This is a genomic window from Botrimarina colliarenosi (assembly GCF_007859955.1).
In the GTDB taxonomy this organism is placed as follows: Bacteria; Planctomycetota; Planctomycetia; order Pirellulales; family Lacipirellulaceae; genus Botrimarina; species Botrimarina colliarenosi.
The window spans coordinates 286,745-308,033 of the sequence record NZ_SJPR01000003.1 but is presented as its reverse complement, the minus strand read 5'-3'; the positions used below and the strand labels follow the sequence as shown (position 1 = coordinate 308,033).

General features: G+C 67.4%; 16 protein-coding genes. 9 read left to right on the top strand and 7 right to left on the bottom strand.

Annotated elements, in window-relative coordinates; translation table 11 throughout:
- Positions 1 to 231 precede the first annotated feature (231 nt).
- The 6 genes from Pla108_RS12935 to Pla108_RS12910 form a co-directional block, all read right to left on the bottom strand.
- Positions 232 to 1,047, bottom strand: a complete 816-nt coding sequence (locus tag Pla108_RS12935) for an alpha/beta fold hydrolase (RefSeq protein WP_146445371.1) — start codon at positions 1,045 to 1,047, stop codon at positions 232 to 234.
- Positions 1,044 to 2,864, bottom strand: a complete 1,821-nt coding sequence (locus tag Pla108_RS12930; protein ID WP_146445370.1) for a hypothetical protein — start codon at positions 2,862 to 2,864, stop codon at positions 1,044 to 1,046. Before Pla108_RS12930 ends, Pla108_RS12935 begins: the two co-directional genes overlap by 4 nt.
- Before the next feature lie 42 nt (positions 2,865 to 2,906).
- Positions 2,907 to 3,341, bottom strand: coding sequence for a response regulator (locus Pla108_RS12925; RefSeq protein ID WP_146445369.1), 435 nt, complete (start codon positions 3,339 to 3,341; stop codon positions 2,907 to 2,909).
- A 102-nt stretch (positions 3,342 to 3,443) separates the two neighbouring features.
- Positions 3,444 to 4,730 (bottom strand): serine hydroxymethyltransferase, encoded by a 1,287-nt coding sequence (locus Pla108_RS12920; protein ID WP_146445368.1) that lies wholly within the window; start codon positions 4,728 to 4,730, stop codon positions 3,444 to 3,446.
- Between the two features lie 230 nt (positions 4,731 to 4,960).
- Positions 4,961 to 6,241, bottom strand: a complete 1,281-nt coding sequence (locus Pla108_RS12915) for a hypothetical protein (protein WP_146445367.1) — start codon at positions 6,239 to 6,241, stop codon at positions 4,961 to 4,963.
- Between the two features lie 68 nt (positions 6,242 to 6,309).
- Complete coding sequence (locus Pla108_RS12910; protein ID WP_146445366.1) at positions 6,310 to 9,924, bottom strand: hypothetical protein; 3,615 nt, start codon at positions 9,922 to 9,924, stop codon at positions 6,310 to 6,312.
- A gap of 145 nt (positions 9,925 to 10,069) precedes the next feature.
- Between Pla108_RS12910 and Pla108_RS12905 the strand changes: the two genes are divergently transcribed.
- From Pla108_RS12905 to Pla108_RS12875, 7 genes are all read left to right on the top strand, one after another.
- Complete coding sequence (locus tag Pla108_RS12905; RefSeq protein WP_146445365.1) at positions 10,070 to 10,711, top strand: hypothetical protein; 642 nt, start codon at positions 10,070 to 10,072, stop codon at positions 10,709 to 10,711.
- Positions 10,712 to 10,753: 42 nt separating this feature from the next.
- Positions 10,754 to 11,464, top strand: a complete 711-nt coding sequence (locus Pla108_RS21635) for a DUF1559 family PulG-like putative transporter (RefSeq protein WP_146445364.1) — start codon at positions 10,754 to 10,756, stop codon at positions 11,462 to 11,464.
- A gap of 103 nt (positions 11,465 to 11,567) precedes the next feature.
- The gene (locus Pla108_RS12895; protein ID WP_146445363.1) at positions 11,568 to 12,236 is read left to right on the top strand and encodes a hypothetical protein; all 669 of its coding nucleotides are present in this window, start codon (positions 11,568 to 11,570) and stop codon (positions 12,234 to 12,236) included.
- Positions 12,229 to 13,047, top strand: coding sequence for a hypothetical protein (locus tag Pla108_RS12890; protein ID WP_146445362.1), 819 nt, complete (start codon positions 12,229 to 12,231; stop codon positions 13,045 to 13,047). The genes Pla108_RS12895 and Pla108_RS12890 overlap by 8 nt, the downstream gene beginning before the upstream one ends.
- Before the next feature lie 192 nt (positions 13,048 to 13,239).
- Positions 13,240 to 13,629, top strand: a complete 390-nt coding sequence (locus Pla108_RS12885) for a GntR family transcriptional regulator (RefSeq protein ID WP_146445361.1) — start codon at positions 13,240 to 13,242, stop codon at positions 13,627 to 13,629.
- A 33-nt stretch (positions 13,630 to 13,662) separates the two neighbouring features.
- Positions 13,663 to 14,601, top strand: a complete 939-nt coding sequence (locus Pla108_RS12880; protein ID WP_146445360.1) for an ABC transporter ATP-binding protein — start codon at positions 13,663 to 13,665, stop codon at positions 14,599 to 14,601.
- Between the two features lie 151 nt (positions 14,602 to 14,752).
- Positions 14,753 to 17,698, top strand: coding sequence for a hypothetical protein (locus tag Pla108_RS12875; protein WP_146445359.1), 2,946 nt, complete (start codon positions 14,753 to 14,755; stop codon positions 17,696 to 17,698).
- Between the two features lie 191 nt (positions 17,699 to 17,889).
- Here Pla108_RS12875 and Pla108_RS12870 read toward each other — a convergent pair whose 3' ends face one another.
- Positions 17,890 to 19,080 (bottom strand): amino acid aminotransferase, encoded by a 1,191-nt coding sequence (locus Pla108_RS12870; RefSeq protein WP_146445358.1) that lies wholly within the window; start codon positions 19,078 to 19,080, stop codon positions 17,890 to 17,892.
- A gap of 248 nt (positions 19,081 to 19,328) precedes the next feature.
- On the opposite strand from Pla108_RS12870, the gene Pla108_RS12865 reads away from it, so the two are divergent.
- Positions 19,329 to 20,522 (top strand): inositol-3-phosphate synthase, encoded by a 1,194-nt coding sequence (locus tag Pla108_RS12865; protein ID WP_146445357.1) that lies wholly within the window; start codon positions 19,329 to 19,331, stop codon positions 20,520 to 20,522.
- Between the two features lie 281 nt (positions 20,523 to 20,803).
- Complete coding sequence (locus Pla108_RS12860) at positions 20,804 to 21,070, top strand: hypothetical protein (protein ID WP_146445356.1); 267 nt, start codon at positions 20,804 to 20,806, stop codon at positions 21,068 to 21,070.
- Positions 21,071 to 21,289: the final 219 nt, after the last annotated feature.

The following is a 21,289-nucleotide window of genomic DNA, read 5'->3' as shown; positions in this document are numbered from 1 at the left end:
CAATAAAAACGTGAACAGAAGAAGAGGTGAAGCGGCGGGGCCGTTCAGTTCACGAGGCGGAGCGGAAGGTGCTGCAGAAAGGGTGAAAGGACGTTCCAGCAGTATGCGCCGGGACAGCGGGCCTGGCAAACAATCCTGCCAACCAGCCGCCAGAGAGCCGGGCGACGTCAGTCCCAGGAGGGCAGCGGGTACCCGGGTTCCTCCGGGGACTGACGTCGCCCGGCTCGCCGTTTATAGCGATTGTGCGAACTCCGCCAGCGCGGCGTTCACGGCCTCTGGCCGTTCGACCGGGGCCATGTGCCCGGCGCCAGCGATCTCGACAAACCTCGCGCTCGGAATAGCGTCGGCGATTTGGCGCATTTCGGCCGGCGGGCTGAGCGCGTCGTGCTCGCCCACCACGACCAGCGTCGGCTTGGTGATCGAGGCCAACAGCGGCGTCGAGTCGGGCCGGGCCGCCATCGCCCGTTGCGACGCGGCGATCGCCGCCGGGTCGGTTGCGGCGATCAAGGCGACGGTCTCTTGGACAATCGCCTCGGGCGTTTCGTTGGCGAAGAGTTTTGGGCGCATCAGCTCCGCCACGCGGCCGGCGCCCCACTCGCCGACGTTGTCGGCCATCTTATGCCGCGTCGCGCGGGCCGTTTCGTCATCGGCCGCGGCGCGGGTGTCCATCAGCACCAGGGCGTCGTACGCCGCCGCGTGATTCCGCTCCATCGCCAACGCGATGTAGCCCCCCATCGAGAAGCCGACCAGCACCACCGGCCCGTCCGACTTCAGGTGCTCGATCAAGGCCGCCAGGTCCTCGGCGTAGCGATCTAGCCGTGGCGGTTCTCCCTCCACGGGCCAGTCGCCGAGCGGCGTGTCGCCGTATCCCCGAAGGTCGGGCGCGACGACACGGCACTCGCCTGCCAGGCTTTCGATCTGCCGTCGCCACATCGCGTGCGAAAGCGGAAACCCATGGACAAGCAACAACGTTGCCGCCCCGCTGCGGGGCGAGCCGGTGTCTTCAAACGCGATTCGGGCGCCGCCGATCTCAAGCTTCGCAGTCACTCTCCCCCCTCTTTTGTCGCTAACGTGAATTCGAACTCGGCAAGCTGACGCTGCAGCACGAGCATCCGTGGCTCGAGTTCGACCGCGCGGCGCTGGACCTCGATGGCTTCTTCAACGCGTCCCGCGGAGAAGAGGCAACGCCCCAGCGTGTCGAGGTAGCCGGCGGTCTCGGGCTCGATCTCCAGCGACCGTCGCGAGTAACGCACCGCCTTGTCGAAGTCGCCGTAGGTGTTGCTCACAAGCCACGCCCACTGGTTGTAGCCGTCCGCCTCGTCGGGGTCTTCCCAGACGTCGCGTTCGTAGTCACGGCGGCGGGCGTCGATCAGTTGCTTTGCTTTCTCGACAAACTCGGGGGGAGCGTCTTGGACGCGGTGCATCGCGATCAGCACGTCGGCGTCGCGCGGGTCGGCGCTGATCGCCCGTCGTAGCGCCTTCATCTCTTCCTCACGGTCGCCGACCTGTCGGTAAGCCAAAGCGGCGGAGAACCGTTGCCGGGCGAGGAGTTGGCCGGAGCCGGGCAGCAACTGTCGGTCCTCTTGTGGCAGGTTGTCATACTCGTCGCGCGACGGCCGCGACCGCTCGATCGCGGCGGCAATTGGCTGGAGCGCCGCGGCGGCCTCTTCGTACCGTTCGGCGTCGAACAGCAGGTTCGCTAGCCGCCACGCCGCAACGGCGGCTCGGCCGTCGAGCGGGTCGTCGGATTGGGCCGCCGCTCGGTACTCGGCAATCGCCCACTCGGTGCGGCCCGCTTCGTAGAGTTGACGGGCGACCAGCACACGCGGCCCGAGCAGCACGTCCTCGACCGAGGTGTCGGTGTCGCTCGGAGGGGCGGCGAGGGCTTCGGCCGCGAGGCGGTCGGCCGCGTCTTGATCGCCGCGTCGCAGGGCCGCATCGGCGAGCACGTACAGCCCCTGCTTGCCTAGCAGCCGATCGGCGTAAGTGGTCGTCAACTGATCGACGACCGACCACCGCCCCGCCTCGGCCGCCCAGCGGATAGCCCGTGCGAGACGGCCGGCCGCTTCGTCCTCGTCAAACGTCACCAGCAGCTCGGCGGCGGCCGCGGCGTCGGCCTCGGCGCCGCTCAACAGAGCCGACCGCAACCAACGCCAGCCGAGCGTCGCGACGATCTCTTCGCTCGTTTCTTCGGACCCGGTGTCGAGCAGCGCCCGCTGCGACTCGGCGTGGCGACGCCAGGCGGCGGGCGGCGGATCGCTTCCAGCAGCTTCCTCCGCCGCGAGGGCGATCCAATCCGACGCAGGTCGGCGGCCGGGTCCATACTCGTCGATCAGGCTGCGTACGGCTTCGCTCACGGCGTTCTGGCGCCGGGCGTCGACGCCGAACTCGGGCGCCACTAGCAGGGCGCGGGCCGCCTCGCGGGCGGCTAGGTCGGAGGGCTCGAAGCGGGCGATCCTCGCCAAGGCGGGGATCGCGTCGACGCCCTCCATCGAAGCGAGCGCCTCGATGACATCAAGCTCGCGGCCCGCGAGGCCGGTGTTGTACGCCGCCAGCCATTGACGGACCTGCGGCGGATCGCTGCGGCGGGCCCAATGGGACGTCAGGTCCGCCAGCAGTCGGCGGCTCGCGTCCGCGACCTCCGGGTCGGGGTCGTCCTGGGCGTCGCGCAACGCGTCGAACGCTTCGAGCCCGCGAGCGGTCAGCCGCCGCTGCGCGTCGAGACGCTCTTCATAGAGCGGGTGCCCGAGCTGCTCGATAAGCTCGGCGACTTCCGCCTCGCCCGGGGCGGCGGCGACTTGTGAAGAGAGAGTCCCCACCAAGAGACCGAGGGCCAGCAGGGGCGTCGCCCGCAACAGACGCATGGAAGTTCCTTTCGTGAGACGCCCCAAGCCGTGGGGGACGCGTTACGCTTCGCGTCGCTCCATCTCTTCAATGTAGCGCCGGAGCCGCTCGACCTCGTCGGTTACGGTCGACAGCTTCAACATATTCTCAACGCGCTTGACCAATTCGATCTTGTTGACAGGCTTCGACAGGAAGTCGTCGGTCCCGGCGTCGACGGCGCGCTCGATGTCACCCAACTCGTTGAGGGCGGTGACCATCAGGACCATGACGCCGCTGGTTGCCGGGTCGCCCTTCAGCCGCTGGCAGACCTCAAAGCCGCTCAGCTTGGGCATCATCACGTCCAAGAGCAGCACGTGGGGCTTGAACTCGGCGACCTTGTCGAGCGTGTCCTGCCCGTCGACGGCGACCGCCACCTCGACGTCCAACCCAACGAGGTACGCCTCGAGCAGCTCGACGTTCGGCTCGTTGTCATCAGCGATCAGAACGCGGTGGGCCATCGGAGAGGGGCGAGGGGTTAGGGACGGGGAACGAGGGGGGGGGAAATAACAGCGAGCCGAGCTGTCCTCAGCTCCGTGTCCCGCCGTTCAACTCACCATGGCTTATCCGGCGACCGCTTCAAGCTCCGCATTCAACTCGGCCGCCGGCACGGGGAACCCGCTGCAGAGCTCACGCACCTGCCCGCGGACCCGCTCGTGGGCGGCGGCGTCGGTGGGGTTCTTCAGCGACTCCAGCATCCAGGCGCCGATGGTGCGCATCTCGGCGACGCCCATGCCGCGGGTCGTCAGCGCCGGCGTCCCGACACGGATGCCCGATGGGTCCATCGGCTTCCGCTCGTCGAACGGGATCATATTCATATTGACCGTGACGCCGCACGCGCCGAGGACGTCTTCGGCCGTTTTACCGCCGATGCCAAGCGGCGTCACGTCGAGCAGCATCAGGTGGTTATCCGTCCCGCCGGAAACGACCTTGAGGCCCCCTTCGACGAGAGTCTCCGCCAGCACCTTGGCGTTCTGTTTGACTTGCTGGATGTACTGCTTGAACGACGGCTTGAGGGCCTCGCCGAAGCAGATCGCCTTGCCCGCCACGACGTGCATCAGCGGCCCGCCCTGCACGCCCGGGAAGACGCGGCTGTTGAGCACCTTGGCGTGCTCTTTCTTCGACAGGATTAGGCCCGCGCGCGGGCCGCGGAGCGTTTTGTGCGTGGTCGTCGTCACCACGTCCGCAACCGCTACTGGGTCATCGTGCTCTTTCGCCGCCACGAGGCCCGCGTAGTGGGCCATATCGACCCACAGCGTCGCCCCGACCTCGTCGGCGATCTCACGGAACTTGCCGTGCGGGATCTCGCGCGAGTAGGCGCTGGCGCCGGCGATGATCAGCTTCGGCTTGTGCTCGCGGGCCTGCTTGGCGACCTGATCGAAGTCGATCCGGCAGTCTTCCTTCCGCACGCCATACGACGTGCAGTTGTAAAGCATGCCCGACATGTTGAGCTTCATGCCGTGCGTCAGGTGCCCGCCGTGCGCCAGGTCAAGGCCCAGGATCGTGTCGCCCGGCTGAACGAAGGCCAGGTAGACCGCCGCGTTGGCTTGCGAACCACTGTGCGGCTGGACGTTGGCGTAGATATCTCCATTAAGGGCGGCGCCGAACAGCTCCTTCGCGCGGTCGCGGGCCAGGTCCTCCACCACGTCGACGTGCTCACAGCCGCCATAGTAACGCCGGCCGGGGTAGCCCTCGGCGTACTTGTTGGTGAGCACGCTGCCGACCGCCTGCTGGACCGCGGCGCTGGTGTAGTTCTCGCTGGCGATCATCTCCAGGCCGTCTTGCTGCCGCTCGATCTCGGCGGAGATGGCGTTCCAGACGGCCGGGTCGTTCTCTTGAATGAAGTTCATGCGTCTCTCACGGGTTCTTCCGGGGGGGCGTCGCACAGCTAACCGCAAGCGGCGACCGCTGCCTCACCGGAGGCCCTTAGTCTCGGCGATCAGGTGGCGATTGTCGAGAACCCAGCCCCCACCGACTTGAAGGAGGCCGACTCCGACGCCGACGACGGCATCCTGGCCAATGCGGCATGGTGCGCGTCATCGGCGTCGGAGACGCCTCCTGCAAAAGGGGCTGGTTTCAATCACCTGGCCGTAACGACCGCAGTCACTTCCCCTTCATTCTCCGCCAGAGCGTCCGGGGCGTCATTCACCCGCAGGTAGAGCGTCCCGGCCGCGGGGGGGGTGTAATCGGCGGCGAGGCCGATCGGGGTTGGCTCGATGAACGCGCCCGGGCCGGCGTCGACGGTCGCTAGCAGCTCGCCAAGCGGCCGGCCGGCGTGGTAGTCGAGCGTGATCCCGTTCGGCTCACAGGGCCAGGGTGCGCCGTCCGGCTCGTGGCCGATGACGTAGCGGCCGGTAGCCGAGATGTGGATCGGCTCGCCCGCTTTGACCGCGACGCCCGCTGATTGCCAGCCGCGGTCGGCGGCGATCTTCACCCGCCGGCTTCCGCCGGCGGCTAGGGGGGCGCCACCGCGGAAGTCGATCGCTTCGCGCTTGAGGTCGTGGCCGTAGTCGAGCGTCTTTGTGAACAACCGCCACTCTTGGTCGAGCCGGCGGCGGTCCTTCGCGAACACGCTGCGGAAGCTTTGGTCGAACTCGTCGCTCGTCACCCAGCCGGGCGCTTTGCGGAACCGTTCTTGGTAAGCCGGGTGGTGGTCGAGAAAGCCGTCGAGGGCCCAGACCCAGGCGTACGACTCGGTCGACAGCACCATGCGGTTGTCGATCCGCATGACGGCCTCGATCGAGAGCGCCTTGCCGGCGTCGGCATCCTGCCGCACCAGCCCGATCCGCCCCCAGTCGGGCGCCGCGTCGCGCGAGGCGGGAATCACGGCGAGGCGAAGCTTCCGCGTCGCCGGGTCCCAAGCGTGCGTGCCACACAGCTCCGCCATCCCCTCCATGTACCAGCCGGGGCCGCACGAGCCGAGCAGCGTCGCCATGAAGCTGTGCGTCGCCTCATGCAACAAGAGATGACGGCGGTAGTAGTCGGTCGCCTGCTGCCGGACCCACACCTCGTAGCCAAGCGACAGCCCGTGCTGAAAATCGCCACTCTTGTCGGGCCATAGGCCGAGCGCTCGGAACTTGGCTTCTTCGTCAATCAGGTAGACGCGGAGCCGCCAAGTGTTGAGGCGATCCTCTTCGACGCCAAAGCGTTCGCCCCACTGCGGCGCCGCGAGGTCGATCAGCCGCGGCAGGTTGTCGATCTCCGCCGAGCTCGCAGCGTCGGTGACGAGCGTTGCGTGCCGCGACTCAACCACCCGCAGCCCGGCCACGGCGAGCCGGCCTTCATCAAGCGGACGCGGCGTGGGCCATTCGGCATGGGCCGTGGCCGTGAGGAATAGGGCGAACACGAACCCAGGGAGCACACCGTTTGCTCCCCGCTTCGATAGAAGGCGACATCGATGGCCATCGAGGCTGTCAGTACCCTTATCCATCAACGTCCTTGCAACTTCTCAAACAGCTTGTTGAGCCCCCCTTCGATCGCGCCGGCCGCGGCGCTCTCGATCAGTTGGCTCGACATCTGGGTGAAAGCGTCGCGGTTGATCTTCGGCCGTGACATTGTCCCCTGCACCGGAATCTTCAGCACTTGGCCGCGCAAGCCGCCGAGGTACTTCGGGCGGCGGTCGATCCACGTGTCGAGGATCGGCACCGAGAGCACGAGGTCGAGCGACTCATCGACGCCAACCGAACCGGCCGACTGCACCAAGGCGTCGCCGACGTAGAACTGCAAGCCGCGGTGGTAGACCCGGCCATTGACCATCTCGAATTCGACCGGCGTGTTGTCGATCGCCACCAAGACCGAGTCCCCCGGCTGGGCGACCGCCGAGACTCCGTCGCGCGCCATGCCGGCGATCTGCTTGACAGCCCCCACCCATTCAGCCACCGCCGGGCCGGGCATCACCCGCACTTGGTGGATGTCGAGCACCCCCGCCGCGCGTCCCTGCGGTGGGCTGCCGGCGGGCGGGGCCAGCGGCACGGCGAACTCGCGCAGCGACATCGAAAACTGCCCCTCGATGCGCGTCGCGTCCGCCAGCACCGGGGCGATGAACTTCAGCACGCGCTCGGTCACCTCCTGCGACATCGCGACTTTCGACACCAGCGGGCCTGGCTGCAGCGACAAGGCAGAGGGGGGTGGGTCGAGCGTCGCGGCGGCCGTGGCGGTCAGGCGGCCGCCGCCGATTGCGATGTCGAGCGGATCGACCTGGACGACCCCCCGCTGGAGCGTCGCCGCAAGTCGCCCCGCGCCGACCGGCAGACCGAACAAGTCGGCGCTCTGCCACGGCGCCTCGACGCGGGCGCTGAGCCGCCCGATCGGGGCCGCTCCCGCCGGCGCTGTCTCGTCCGTCGCGATGTGGAAGGTCGCCCGATCGCGTCCTACCAGCCGCACGCCGTCACCGAGCTGCGGCCAGAGCATCGGCGTGATCTTCTCGAGGTCGTAGTCGACGCCCCCCCCCATCTCGACACCGCGTAGGGCCGCGACGTCGGCGATCTGCCCGCCAAACGAGCCGCTGATCGACTCCGATTGCACGCGGGCGTCGCGGATGTTCAGCGCGTAGGTTGGTGGCTGGCCGTTTGGCGCGGCGATCGTCGTGACCATCGCGTCGGCGTCGAGCGTCAGCTGTGGCTCGGACCAGATTGTCTTGGGTCCCGTCGAATTGTTGGAACCGGTCCCGGGGGGGGTCGGCGTTCGATCCACCAACATCAACCGTTGGGCGCCCGCTTTGAGGACGATTTGCAGCCCCTCGGGAACGCCCCGCAGCCGGGCGGTTCCTTCCACCAAGCCGCTAGCCGCGTAGCGGGCCGGGCCGCCGCGGGGCGGAAGCCAGGCGTCGAGCCGCGTTAAGTCGACCCGGTATGCCGACTCGCCACGCGACGCGGCCGGGTCGGCGAGCGACACCAGCACGTCACGGAAGTTCGCCGAGGCGACGCTGGTGATGACCTTGCCCGCTGCAATCTTGACCTCACGGGTCCGGTTGTTCCAAGCGGCGACGCCGCTGGCCTCAACCCGTTCGTTGCCGAATCGCACGCGCGGCCCGGCGAGGGTCGCCGTGTCGATCCCCAGACCTGTGAGCGCCAGGTTGAAGCGGTCGATGACGCCCCCATCGGCGCCTGCCGACCCCGCGCCCGAGAGTTCGACCGTCCCTGTCAGCCCGATCTGCTCCGGAGACGGCAGGCTTGGCGAGGCGACCGCCGCCCGACGGAGCCAACGCGCCGCGTCGCCCGACAGCCGCAGCTCGAACGGTTTGGCGGCGGCGCCGGCCGCGTCCGTGAGCGCCACGGCAAGCACATCGTCACCGGCCGTCAGGTCAATGTTGCCGACCGGCGTGGCGCTCAGCGTGTCGAGCGATCCGGCGAGCTTCGCCACGAAGTTGAGGTTTGGTTCGCGGGCGAGTGGCGCGTCGGCGGCGCCGACGTAGAGCCCCTCCACGGCGCCGCGGCTATCGAGGCGCCAGCGGCGGGCCGCCTCGTCACGGTCGATCGTGAAGCGGGCGTTGCCTTTGCCGGCGAGACGCGTCTCGCCCAGGTCGACCAGCGGCGCCAGCTCCCGCGCCAATTGGTCGAGGTCGAACTTGGCTTGGCCCTCCAGACGGGCCGCGTCGCCCGCCGCCTCGGCCTGGAAGAAAGTGGAGGCCGCCTTGAACGACTCGAGCGCCCAGCCGGCGACGCCGGCGGTGGGTGCGTTCTGTCTCGCGGCGACGCGGACATCGAGCGGCTCGCGCCATTCGACACGGCGTCCGCCGGCGACGCCCGCCAGCGGGCCGGTCGCCAAAGCCGCGGCGACGCGCCCGTCCTTCGCAACGACGGTCGCTTCGACGCGGCCTGAATCGACGCGGGCGTCTTGCTGCAGACGAACGAGTTGCGGCGCCACGGCGGCGAGGCGTTCGAGGTCGATCCGCATCGCCGCCCGGAGATCGCGCGGCGCAACGGGGACGCCGGCGGCCCAGCGCTCGGCCTCGGCCGCCGTCACGGCGCCGACGAGGGCGAGGCTGCCGACTTCGCTCGTTAGATCGAGTTGCTGGATCGCGACGCCATCTCCCTGGGCGGCGAGTCGCCAAGGGCCGTTGATCGACGCGAGTCGGATCGGGCCTCCTTCGGTCGCCGCGCCGCGGAAGACGACGTCGGTCAGCTGGGCGGCCCCGGTCGAGCGGACGCCCCCCGCCGCGAGCGAACGCAAGATGTCGGCGGGACGGGAACTGCTGGGGGTCGCGCCAGGACGCGGGGTCCAGGCGGCGTCCCCTTCGATGCTGGCCCAACCGGTGATCGCGGCTGTAGGGTCAATACGCTTGAGATACGGCTCGACGAGTGACAGCGGCGCCGCGGTTGCCTGCACCCGCGCGAGGCGTCCCCCTTCGGCTGCTTCGCCGAGGCGGACACTGAACTCCCCACGTGGCGGCGCGGGCGCGCCGGGCGCCGTGACGGCGGAGAGCTTGCCGGCGGCGGTGAGCTCGATCGAGTCGACGCCGAGCGCGGGGTCGACGAGGTTGACGTTCACCTCCTCGACGAGCCACTGCGCGCCGGTGACGCCATCGGTGACGCGCGCCGCGGCGTTCACAACTTGGATATTGAGGGGGCGCTGCACGCCCGCAGCGGCGGCCTCGGGGTTCGCGGGATCCGGCGTCGCGGCCTCGGCTCGTTTCGCCTCGAGCGCGCGCAGCAGCGGGTCGAAGTTGGTGCCTGTCGGCGTGACGACGAGGTCGGCGCGGGCGTTCTCGACCCGCACGTTGAGCGGCGCCGACTTGCCCCCCAGCAGACCGAGGAGCCCGCCGGCGAGCTCGACCCGATCGGCGGAGAAGACGACCGCCCCCTGCGGGTCGCTGAGTTCGATCCCCGTCACCGCAACCGGCCCGATCCACGAGAGGCTCGTCGAGCGGGCGCCCAACCGCCCCGCGTCGGCCGGCACCGCCCCGGCGATCAGTGACAGCGGGATCGGCGTGAAACTCAGCAGGGTCGGCCCCGCCACCGCTAGCAATCCCACGATCAGCAGCCCCCACAGCAGCCAGCGCCGCTTCGGTCGAGCCTCTTCACGGGGCGACGGCGGACGGGGCATACGGGACGGGGCTCGGCGGATGAATTCGGGGTTGCTCCGCAATTCTACGGCCGATCGGCCCGCGGCGTCACGACGGATCGCCAGAAGTGCGTGACGGTTCGTCGCGGTGGGACTCCGATCGACGAACGAGTAGACTCTGCGGCCTATGCTTCGCCGCCGGACTATCGCCGCCCTGCTCGCCCTCTATTCGCTCGTCGTCGCGAGCGGTGCGCCGTTGCCGCTAGCGTGGACGACGGCCTGGGCACGGCCCGCGGTAGCCGAAGGCCAACGGTTCCCCTGCGAGGCTTGCCCCTGCGGCTGCGGCACGGCCGAGCACTGCTGGGGCGCCTGCTGCTGTCACACGCTGCCCGAACGGCTGGCGTGGGCCCGGCGCGAGGGGGTCCGCCCTCCGGAGTCCGCCCTCGACGACGCCCAGCGGGCCGGGCTCGACATCCGCGAATGGCGGGCCGGTGCGCGCTACGTCGTGCGGCTGCCAATGCCCGCCGAGGATGAAAAACTCCCCCCTTGTTGCCGCAAGGCGCGGGCTTGCTGCCAAGCGAAGGCCCCAGCGTCCTCGAATGACACGGCCCAAACGAAGAAACCTTCGCAGCCAGGCGTCGCCCTGATAAAGGCAATGGCGTGCCAAGGAATCGCCGATGTGTGGTTCGCTTTTGGCCAAGCGCCGCTTGTCACCGGGCCACAGCTAGTGGTCGATACCCCGACGGTCTACGCCGTCGAAGGTCCTGCGCCCCTCTGGCGCTCTTGGACACCGGAGCCCGCCTCCCCACCGCCTCGACGGTTGGCGTGAGGCTTTCTTTCCTGCTCGTTTCCTTACCCGAGGAACACGCCCATGCTGCGCACGCAGCCGGGGCGAGTCGGTCTCACACTGGTTGAGTTGCTGGTCGTCATTGCGGTGATCGGGATCTTGGTCGCGCTGCTATTGCCAGCCGTCCAAGCCGCCCGTGGCGTTGCCCGACGAACCCAGTGCCTGCATCAGTTGCGTGAGATCGGTCTCGCGGTGCAATTGCACCTCGATACGCACGACGGCCAGTTTCCACGCAGCTCGCACTCGGCCAACGCCGTGGGCGTGGCGCCGTGGGCGTGGTCACTTGCGGCCACACTCGACCCGGCCTTCAACCCCAACCGCGACGACTACCCGACCGGCCTTATCGACAGCGTCTACCGCTGCCCCGACGACATCCGGAGCGGTTACCCAGCCTGGAGCTATGGCAAAAACGTCTGGTTTGAACTGGAGCCTTACGAGACCCAGTTCGCGCTCGGCCTGCCGTGGAAAGAGAAAGGTCCGACCTACCAGCGACTGAGGACGGTACCGGCCACCGGCCGGACGGTTCTCTTCGCCGAGGTCGATGGGGAACAGGACCACCTGATGGCCCACTTCTGGCTCACCGGGGGCGAACCCGAAATCGCCCCCGACCGGCACACCGGCGTGAGCAACTACCTGTGGGTCGATGGCCACGCCACGACCGCCGCGTTCGAGTCGACCTTCAACCTGGACGAAGAGATTGACCGTTGGAACCCCGGCACGGCCGCGGAGCCCTAGGTCGATTCGCTACATCAAAGCCACGGCGGGTCCAAAAGGCCTCGCCGCACACCCCTAACCACTGAAATAGCTACCAATGAAGTACACACTGACTTTACTTTCCATGACTCTCGCAACTTGCGCGTCAGGCGCGACCGTCATGCCACAGATGGGCGGCGCGCAAGTCACGATGATGGAGGCGGGCATGAAGCACGCCAACATCGACTTCGATGGCGCCATGCTGTCGGTCCATATCGACGACTCGGTCGCAACGCCGGCGCTGCGTGAACTCGCCCAGGGCGACTCGTTCGATCCAACCGCCGCTTGGTCGGTCCTCGAAGGGTCGGCCTACAACTTTCAGTACGGCTGGAATCCAGGCTCGATCTGGTCTCCCCCTGCGGGCTTGGCCGTCGCGATCGAACCTGTCTCCGCGACGCCTGGCCTGATGGTCTATGACCGTAGCTGGGTCACCAGCGGGATGAGTTTCGACGAGATGTCCTACGACCCGATCTTCACCAACGGCGAGCCGTGGATGTGGAGTGGGCGGATGACACACAACGCCTACGCCGTCGTGAATCCCACACAAGTTGATTACGAGGCAACCTACCGTGTCTACCTGGCGGATGCGGTAACCGGGGTCGAACCAACCGATTCACTCGGCGCGCCACTGTACGGCTCGGCGATGACGACGTTCCGCTTTGTGGCGACCCCCGTCCCTGAGCCGGCCAGCGCCCTGCTTGGCCTCATCGCCCTGGCCGCCGCGACGTTCTACAGCGGAGGTCATCGTGCGTAGCGTCTTAGCAATCGCATTGTTGGTCGCCCCGGCTTCGGCCGGGGCGGCCTACGTGTCGCCCCAGCTCGGCGGCGGCTCGCCCGGCGCGACCGGCGCCATGAAGCACGCCGACGTGACTCTCCAGTCGCACGCGGTGCTGGTTCACATCGACGAATCGGTCCCAATGCCGCGGCTGCGCCCGCTGCTGGAGGGGGACGAGTTCGACCCGGCGGCGCCGTACGCGATGCTCTCCGGCAAAGGCTACAACTCCCAGTATGGCTGGAACGCGGGCGGCTTCATCAACCTTCCGTCCGGATCGGCGATCTGGGTCGAGGAGCTCGATTCTTCCCTTGGACTGGAGGTGTACCAGGCCCCGGTCGACGCCAACGGCTACGCGCCGCTGTTCGGCGCCAATGGCTCGCCGGAACGGTGGAAATGGAGCGGACGGATGTCCCACAACATCTACGCAGCAACCGATTTCGCCGTGACGGCCCACTGGGCTCGCTACCGGGTCTACCTGGGCGACACGACGACTGGCGAGCCGCTGCCGGGTTACACGCCGGCTGAGGTGACGTTCGAGTTTGCTTTGCCGGGCGACTACGACCTTGACGGCGACGTCGATGGCGGCGACCTCGCCCTCTGGACCGCCGCTTACCGCGATACGGGACCGGCGCTCGCCGCCGATGGCAACGGGGACGGCATCGTCGATGCGGCCGACTACACCGTCTGGCGCGACAACGTGTCGGCAGCCGCCGTGAGTGTGCCGGAACCATCGACAGTCGCCACGGCTGCAGTCTTGGTGCTGGCTCGGTTAAGAACGCGTCGCTGGTAAGACTCTATTGTGGGAGGGGTCTCCCGACCCCGATTACGCGCACCATGCCGTTTCGGAATGGATACCGTGATCGGGGTCGGGAGACCCCTCCCACAAATCGCTTCGCGATTCGCTTGACATCGCGCCCGCCCTTGGTGTACTACCGTGGTAGAACACTAGTTCGCCTCGCCACACCACCGCCGGGAGTCGGCCGTGTTTGTCCAAGTCAACACCGCGAACGGCGTCCCGGTCTACGACCAGATCGCCCGGCAGGTCGCCTTTGCCGTCGCCGATGGCGTGCTGGCGACCGGCGACCTCGTGCCGAGCGTCCGCGAGCTCGCCAAGGAGATCGCGGTCAATCCGAACACCGTCGCCCGCGCCTACCGCGAGCTGCAGACGCAAGGCGTCGTCGAATCGTCGCCCGGGATCGGCCTGGTCGTTTGCTCGGGCGCCAGACGGGCGTGCCAGACGCAGCGGCGCACGCTGTTGCGTGACCGCGTCCGCGCCATGCTGCGTGAGACGCTCGACGCGGGCCTGTCGCCCGATGAGGCCCGCACGCTTGTCCAGGCGGAGCTCGACCGGCTCGCCCCAACTTCTCGTTAGAACACCGTACCGTTCCCCCAGCGGAGACTTCCTGTGAACGCGGCGATACAGATCGAAGGGGTCACCAAGCGCTTCGGCGCCCACACGGCGGTCGACGACGTGTCGCTCGCCGTGCCACGGAGCAGCGTCTTCGCCCTGCTGGGAGAGAACGGCGCCGGCAAGACGACGCTCGTCAAAATGCTCTTGGGGCTCGAGACGCCCAACGCCGGCAGCCTCTCGGTGCTCGGCCTGTCGAGCAAGACCGATGGCGACGCGATCCGCCAGCGGATCGGGTACGTCCCCGAACGGCCCACGCTGTACGAATGGATGACGGCCGCCGAGATCGGCTGGTTCACCGCCGGCTTTTATCCCGACGGGTTCGAACAACACTACCGCAACCTGCTCGACTTCTACCGCGTGCCGCTCCGACGGAAGATCAAGCAGATGTCCAAGGGGATGCGGGCGAAGGTCGCGCTCGCCCTGGCGATGGGTCACGAGCCCGAGCTGCTGATCCTCGACGAGCCGACCTCGGGGCTCGACACGCTTGTCCGGCGTGAGTTCCTCGAAAGCATGGTCGAAATCGCCTCCGAGGGGCGCACGGTGCTGCTCTGCAGCCATCTCATCGGCGAGGTCGAGCGGGTCGCCGACCGGGTCGCGATCTTCCGCGAAGGCCGCATGCTGGCGTGTGAGAAACTCGACGAATTGAAACGCACCTCGATCGAGGCGACCGTCACGATGCACGGCAGCGGCGCCGCCCTGCCCCACCTGCCGGGACGCGTGGTGGTGAGTCGCCGGCGGGGCAAGCAGTGGCAAGTCATGCTGCGGGATGTCGCCGACCCCGAGGCCTTGGCGGCGCTCGGCGAGAACGACGCGGTGGTCGCGGTCGACACCCGCACACCGTCGCTCGAGGAGTTGTTCGTCGCCTACCTACAGTCGAGCGACACCGAGTCACCCGGCGAGTCCGCCGAGCGGCAACCGCTGCCCGTTAGTTGAATCACGGATCTTGTCTGTGGGAGGCATCTCCCGACGCCGATTTCGGTCTCTTAGCCGGACTCGTCAGGTTGCGCGTCATCGGCGTCGGGAGACGCCTCCCACAACGATCACTACACGCTCAACCATTCCCAAGCCTTTCCTGAGGCGACGCATGCCTGCCACTCTCTACACGCCGCCCGCCACTCTACGGCTCGCGAAGCGTTTCTTCTGGAAGGAGTGTCGCCGGCTCTTGGGGCTTGCTGTCGGGGTGGTGATCATCGCTGTCCTGACCATGCTGTTCGTCAAGACCTTTGCGTCCAGCCGGGTGAATCTCGATGGGCTGCTCGCTGTGATCGCGATTGGCGGCGGAGCGGTGCTGGCGGTCGCCGCGGCGGTGACGCTCTTCTCGGTCGAGAAGGAGGAGGGAACCGTCGAGCTGCTCCGGCTGCTGCCCCGGAACGCCTTGGCCACGGGCTTGGGCAAGACCGCAGCGGCGATCGCCGTCACGGCAGCGACGACGATCGCGATGCTGCTCGTCGCCTGGTTGTTGGCCGAAACAGCGCCTACCTCCAACGATCTCTCGCTGCTGACGCAACAAGGCTCGCTGCTGCTTGCCGAGGCTTTCGTCTGGGGGCTTATCGCTTCGCTCCTCTGCCCCAACCCCCTCGTGGCGGCGGTGCTCGGCATCGCCGCGGCGTCGGCGAGCAGCCAGCTGGCGATCCAGATCAGTAACCCCAACGCCTACGGCTATCGGATCGAAGCCTTTATCGAAGCGACCTACGCACGCCTCGCTCTCGTAGCAGCGGCGGCCGTTGTCGCCAATGGACTCGCATCGCGTTGGCCCGCCCCGTTGTCACTCCGCCACGGTAGCGAGCGCACCCGCACTGTGGTGGATCGCGAAGAGAAAAAGCCGCTTCTTCAACGCCTGCCGCTAGGACTCTTCGGCCGCCTCATCTGGCAGACATTGCGGCAGTCGTGGGCGATGGCGATCGTCGCCACGTTGCTCGGGGCGTTCCTCACGGGCATGTGCGTGCTCATGGCGGGTGGCCTGGTTGAGAACCAATATGGCCTGCAGTTCTTGATCGGTTTCAGCGCCCTCTTCGCGCCGGCCCTGTTGGGAGCGGTCGTTTTCCGTGCGGACCAGCGCCGCGACGCCTACCGCTTCCTCGCCGAGCACGCCGGCCGCCCGTCGATGCTGTGGCTTGCCCGCAACACGGTGGGCCTAGCGATGCTGGCGGCGTTGCTGGCGATCCTGCTGGCATCGACTTGGTGGTTGGCCTCCTTCATCTTGCCGTACGCCATCGACGAGTGGCCCGAGGGCACGGCGAGCGCCACGGCGCTGCGAACCACGATGGCCTACTACGACATCAAACGGACGCTACTTTTGTCGGCGTCGGCAGCCTTTGTGGCTTACGCCGTCGGCCAGTTCTGCTCGCTCACCCTCCGCAGCGACGTGCTCGCCGCGATGCTCGCGCTAATCGCTGCGGTGCTGGTGGCGGGCTGGGCAATGACGGTCTGGGCGTGGCGGCTGCCGCCGCTGGCGTTCACGCTGCCGATCGGCGTCGGGGCCCTCTTGGCGTCGCTGTTGCGGGTCCGCGCCTGGATGTTCGACCGCCGCGGCCTGTGGCGGTGGGGGGCGCCGTTGGCGGCCCTCGTCGCGCCGGTCGCGTTGGTGGCGTGGGCAACGCCCGGGGTACGGCTTGCCCAAGTCGCTGGAAAGCCGCCGTGGATCCGGCAGGAAGGCAAGGAGTGTATCCCCTTTGAACAACTCGCCAACAAAGCACAAGAAGAACTGAGGCGAGGCCGCGAAGTCACCGACGCCTACCAGCGGCTCGAAGCGGATGCCTTTACCGCTGTCTTAGCTCTCAAGGACGAAGTGCTAGAAGAAAAGGAGTTTGAATTCGCCGCCCTGCTAGAGCCTCAGCCAACCGACGGACTGTTGGACGACGAGGCGTTCGAAGAGTTCTTGCGGCTCAGCCACATCAAGTGCCGGCTGCTAGCCGGAACCCATGCCCGGGACGGGGCGTTGCAAGCCATCGTTCTGACCGGCCCGCCCACCGATCTTGTTGGACGGCTTGAGCGGCTGTTGGCATGCCGCCGCGTCGCCGCCCAGCAGCTAAACGGTGAAAGGTACTGGCATGACGCGAATCCCACCTACCTGGCTGATGATTTTATTGGCTGGGCGACCACCGAAGGTCAGTCATCACAACGGATTCTCACCGCCATCCAAGGCCTGCGTGAAGCCGAGGGGATGCTCGCGGGACCTCTCGGTCCGTTGATGAACGAGTACTTCCAAGCCAAAGCAGTGCTCAACGGCGAAGCGACGCCCGATTTCAAAGGCAAGAAGGACGCCGTCCCGTCGGGCGTGCAATGGGTCGCTTTTCTGTTCCACGAGTTTCTATCGGCCGAGCAGCAAAGAGCGATGAAAGCGCTCGACCTCGCCGCGGCCTACGAAGCCGCGTATCTAGCCGAAGGGGTGCATGCGCTGGCCACGCCATCGTCCAACTACATTTGGAAACAGTTCCGGATCGACGACGCCCAACTCGTCGCGAGCTTGCGTTATCAGGCTCAGAATCGAATGGGAAGCTATCTCGACCGTCTCCATCAACTCTCCGACGCCCGGACAAGCTATCTCGCGTCAGGAAGTTTCATTTCTGAATGGCTGCTGCCGCAAAATCTGCATGAGTGGCTGGCGGGCGTCGCCTGGCGGCGCGCCGAGCGCGTGCGGCTCGCCTTGATCGCTTACCGACTCGATCACGACGCGTACCCCGATCGCCTTGAGTTGCTTTCGCCCGACTACCTTGCTGACAAAGAACTGCGCGATCCGTACAGCAACCAGTACTTCGGCTGGGCGGCGGGAGGATTCCAGCTGCCGATCGCGGAGCACTACGAACGCTGGGCGTCCGACTCCGCCTTGGCGCCTGGGACGCCCCTGCTGTGGTGCGGCGGCATGCAGCTTGCAACCCCCGAGGAGGGGCTCGCCACCCATAAGGAGGGAGGCGGGCTCCGTTTCCGCAACGGAGCCCCCGACGACGAGGAAGTGCTTGTCCCTGCGATGTACTTGCGAGAACAGACAAGAGGCTACGACGGAGGGTTCTGGATGGCTGTGCCGGAGTAGGTAATCGACTCCACCGGCGGGTTCGCCCGCGGCTAGCGCCGACGGCTCAAGACTTTTCCCCTCCCTGAAAGGGAGGGGTTAGGGGAGGGTTACACCGTTCAGCACAGGAGCGTTCTCTTGTCCTGATCGCCCCGACCCTCCCCTACCCCCTCCCTGAAAGGGAGGGGGTGACGCGCGCTAGCGCTTTTTCTTCAGAGGACCGCGACGATCGCCTTCGCCAGGGCGTCGACGTTCGTCGGCGTGATGCCGGCGACGTTGATGCGGCCCGAGCCGACCAGGTAGATCGCGTCGTTTTCGCGGAGCTTGGCGACCTGCTCCTTCGTCAGACCGCTAAACGAGAACATGCCGCGTTGCTGCTGGATGAACGAGTAGTCCCCCGCAGCGCCGTGCTCTGCCAGTTTCTCCACCAGCAGCGTCCGCATGCCATTGATGCGGTTGCGCATGTGCTCCAGTTCGCCGAGCCACTGCTTCTTGAGGTCGGCGTCGGCGAGGATCGTCGTCACCAGCGCGGCGCCGTGCGCCGGCGGGTTCGAGTAGATCGTGCGGATGACGCGATTCACTTGGCTCTGCACGACCGCGCGGCGTTCGGCGTCCTGCGAGACGAACGTCACAGCGCCGACGCGCTCGCGGTACAGGCCAAAATTCTTCGAGAACGAGCTGCAGATGATCAACTCGGCGCCGGGGGTACAGAACTCACGCAGCCCGGCCGCGTCCTCTTCGACGCCATCGCCAAACCCTTGGTAGGCGAAGTCGAGCACCGGCAGCACGCCACGATCGGCCAGCACCGCGGCGATCTGGCGCCACTGCTCCAGCGTTGGGTCGATTCCCGTCGGGTTATGGCAGCAGCCATGCAGCAAGACGGCGTCGCCGGCGGGCAGCTTTTTGAGGGCGGTGAGGAACGCTTCGAACGCCAGGCCGTTGGCCGCGGCGTCGAAGTACGGCAGCACGCCCGTCTTGACGCCCGCCGCGGCGAAGATCGCCGGATGGTTGGCCCAGGTCGGGTCGGTCATCCAAAGCGTGGCGCCGGGCAGGTTCTGCTTCAGAAAATCGCCGACGACCCGCAGGGCGCCCGTCCCGCCGGGGGTGTGCGACGTGCTCGCCCGGTCGGAGATCAAGACCTCGTGCCCGCCGCCAAGCATCAAGAGCTGAACCGCGGCGCCGTACTCGGGGGCGCCGGGGATCGGGAGGTAGGATTTGGTCTTCTCGCTGGCGGTGACCCGCCGGGTCGCCTCGACCACCGACGGCAGGACCGGGGTGACACCGTCCTCGTCCTGGTAGACGCCCACCCCGAGGTTGATCTTGCCGGGCCGCGTCTCCGCCTTGTAGGCGTCGGTGAGGCCAAGGATGGGGTCGACGGGAGCGGCTTCGATTGACTCGAACATGGCGGGAGCAGGAAAGGACGGTACGGAGGGGGACGCCGGAGGGCTGGCTCGGCGCTGCGGCCGGGAAACCTGACACTCTAATTCCACGGCCGGTTCGTCGGTAGCGGCAAAGGATTGGAACCACGGATGAACACGGATAGACACCGATAAGAGGAGTCGGAGGAAAAGCCGTATCGCTAACCAGCCGGCCTTCATCCGCGTTAATCTGTGTTCATCTGTGGTTCCCTCATGAAGTTTCTGGAGCGGCGATGGCGGACGGTAAGACGGGTCTCTGGATCGTTGGCGCGCGCGGCGGGGTGGCGACAACGGTCGCCGTTGGCCTCGCCGCCCTCCGCCGGGGCGACGCGCCGGCCTACGGCCTCGCGACCGAGACCGCCCCGTTCGCCGGAGTCGACCTCCCCGGCTGGGACCAGATTGTCCTCGGCGGGCACGAGGTCCGCGGCGGCACGCTGCTCGACGCGGCCCGCGAGCTCGAGGCGGGACGTGTGCTCCCGATCGGCGCCGCCGACCGTTACGCCGACGACCTGGCTCGTCTCGACGCTAGCATCCGCCCTGGCGTCTTGGTCCGCAGCGGCGCGGCGATCGAGTCCCTGGCGGACGCCGCATCGGTCGTCCCGTGCGCGACGCCGCGCGAGGCGGTCCGGCGCGTGGCGGAGGACCTCATCGCGTTTCGCGACGCGCAGGGCCTCGAGCGCGTCGTGATGGTGCTGCTTGGTTCCACCGAGCCGCCCGTCGACGCCGGCGCGCTGCCGACCGACGTCGCCGCGCTCGACGCCTCCCTCGATGACGCGGCGCGCTGTCCGCTCCGCGCGAGCTCGCTCTACGCGCTCGGCGCGATCGAGGCCGGCGCGGCGTTGGTGAACTTCACCCCGTGTCTCGGCGCTGGATTTCGTGCGATCGAAGAAAAATATTTTGACGCCGCTTTGCCGCACTGCGGGGCCGACGGCAAGACCGGCGAGACGCTCCTCAAGTCGGCCCTCGCGCCGATGTTTGCGGCCCGCGCGCTGCGGGTCGACAGCTGGGTGGGGCACAACCTTTTGGGCAACCGCGACGGCGCCGTCTTGGCCGACCCGGAGCACAAGCGCGCGAAGGTCCAGAGCAAAGAACGCCTGCTCGAATCGCTGCTCGGCGACGCGCCGCAGAGCCACGTTTCGATCGAGGCGATCGACAGTCTCGGCGACTGGAAAACGGCGTGGGACCACGTCCATTTCCGCGGTTTTCTAGGGGTTCCGATGGCGATGCAGTTCACCTGGCAGGGCTGCGACTCGGCGTTGGCGGCGCCGCTGGTGATCGACTTGGTGCGGCTCATGGACCTCGCGCTGCGGCGCGGCGAGAAGGGCGCGCTCGGCGCGCTCGCGGCGTTCTTCAAGAGCCCCCTCGGCGCCGCGCCGCGGGCGCTGATCGATGAGATGAACACGCTCGTCGAATGGGCGCGTCGGTAGGCGGCGCGGCGCCGCGCATCCCCCCGTCCCTCCCCCTTCGCCCCACGTCCCTCGCGCGGCGCCAGCCACGCCCGCGTTGGTAGAATTGCTGCAATTCATCTTGACGGGTAGCGAGGGCAATTGCTTGAATGCGCGCAATCCTGGCGGTCTACGTGGTGAAGCAATTCACGGACGTCCGCCTATTACGGAAAACGCCGCCCCCTCGATTGATTCGAGAGCGCGCCCGGAGGGCGCGGCGTAGTACCCACTGGGCGCCGCCAGGGATGGAGTTAAACGAAACGATGGCTGCTCCGAAGAAAACCGCGAAGAAGAAGGTCGCCAAGAAGGCCGCGCCGAAGAAGGCCGCCAAGAAGTCGACCAAGAAGAAGGCCGCCACTAAGAAGGCCGCCGCCCCGAAGAAGAAGGCTGCTAAGAAGTCGACCAAGAAGAAGGCCGCTACCAAGAAGGCCGTGAAGAAGGCCGCCCCGAAGAAGACGGCCAAGAAGTCGACTAAGAAGAAGGCCGCTAAGAAGGCCTCGCCGAAGAAGACGACCGCGAAGAAGAAGTAGTTCGGCTTCGCGGAGTCCTAGCTTGATGGTCTACGCAGCGCGGAGGCGTTGCGCGAGATCAAGGACGATCCGACTAGCCGGCCGAGAGCCCCTCGCGGGTTCTCGGTCGGCTTTTTTCGTTGGGGTGACGGTTTGCGTTGGGAGGGTTGGTTCCGCAACTCCGGGGGCTTGCGCCCACCGGCTCAGACCTCACGAGAGGGCGTAGCATCAGCCGCGGCG

Coding starts and splice junctions, on each gene's coding strand:
- Pla108_RS12910 (WP_146445366.1), bottom strand. CDS start 9,924: ATGCCCCGTCCGCCGTCGCCCCGTGAAGAGGCTCGACCGAAGCGGCGC.
- Pla108_RS12930 (WP_146445370.1), bottom strand. CDS start 2,864: ATGCGTCTGTTGCGGGCGACGCCCCTGCTGGCCCTCGGTCTCTTGGTG.
- Pla108_RS12905 (WP_146445365.1), top strand. CDS start 10,070: ATGCTTCGCCGCCGGACTATCGCCGCCCTGCTCGCCCTCTATTCGCTC.
- Pla108_RS12860 (WP_146445356.1), top strand. CDS start 20,804: ATGGCTGCTCCGAAGAAAACCGCGAAGAAGAAGGTCGCCAAGAAGGCC.
- Pla108_RS12895 (WP_146445363.1), top strand. CDS start 11,568: ATGACTCTCGCAACTTGCGCGTCAGGCGCGACCGTCATGCCACAGATG.
- Pla108_RS12865 (WP_146445357.1), top strand. CDS start 19,329: ATGGCGGACGGTAAGACGGGTCTCTGGATCGTTGGCGCGCGCGGCGGG.
- Pla108_RS12925 (WP_146445369.1), bottom strand. CDS start 3,341: ATGGCCCACCGCGTTCTGATCGCTGATGACAACGAGCCGAACGTCGAG.
- Pla108_RS21635 (WP_146445364.1), top strand. CDS start 10,754: ATGCTGCGCACGCAGCCGGGGCGAGTCGGTCTCACACTGGTTGAGTTG.
- Pla108_RS12870 (WP_146445358.1), bottom strand. CDS start 19,080: ATGTTCGAGTCAATCGAAGCCGCTCCCGTCGACCCCATCCTTGGCCTC.
- Pla108_RS12920 (WP_146445368.1), bottom strand. CDS start 4,730: ATGAACTTCATTCAAGAGAACGACCCGGCCGTCTGGAACGCCATCTCC.
- Pla108_RS12875 (WP_146445359.1), top strand. CDS start 14,753: ATGCCTGCCACTCTCTACACGCCGCCCGCCACTCTACGGCTCGCGAAG.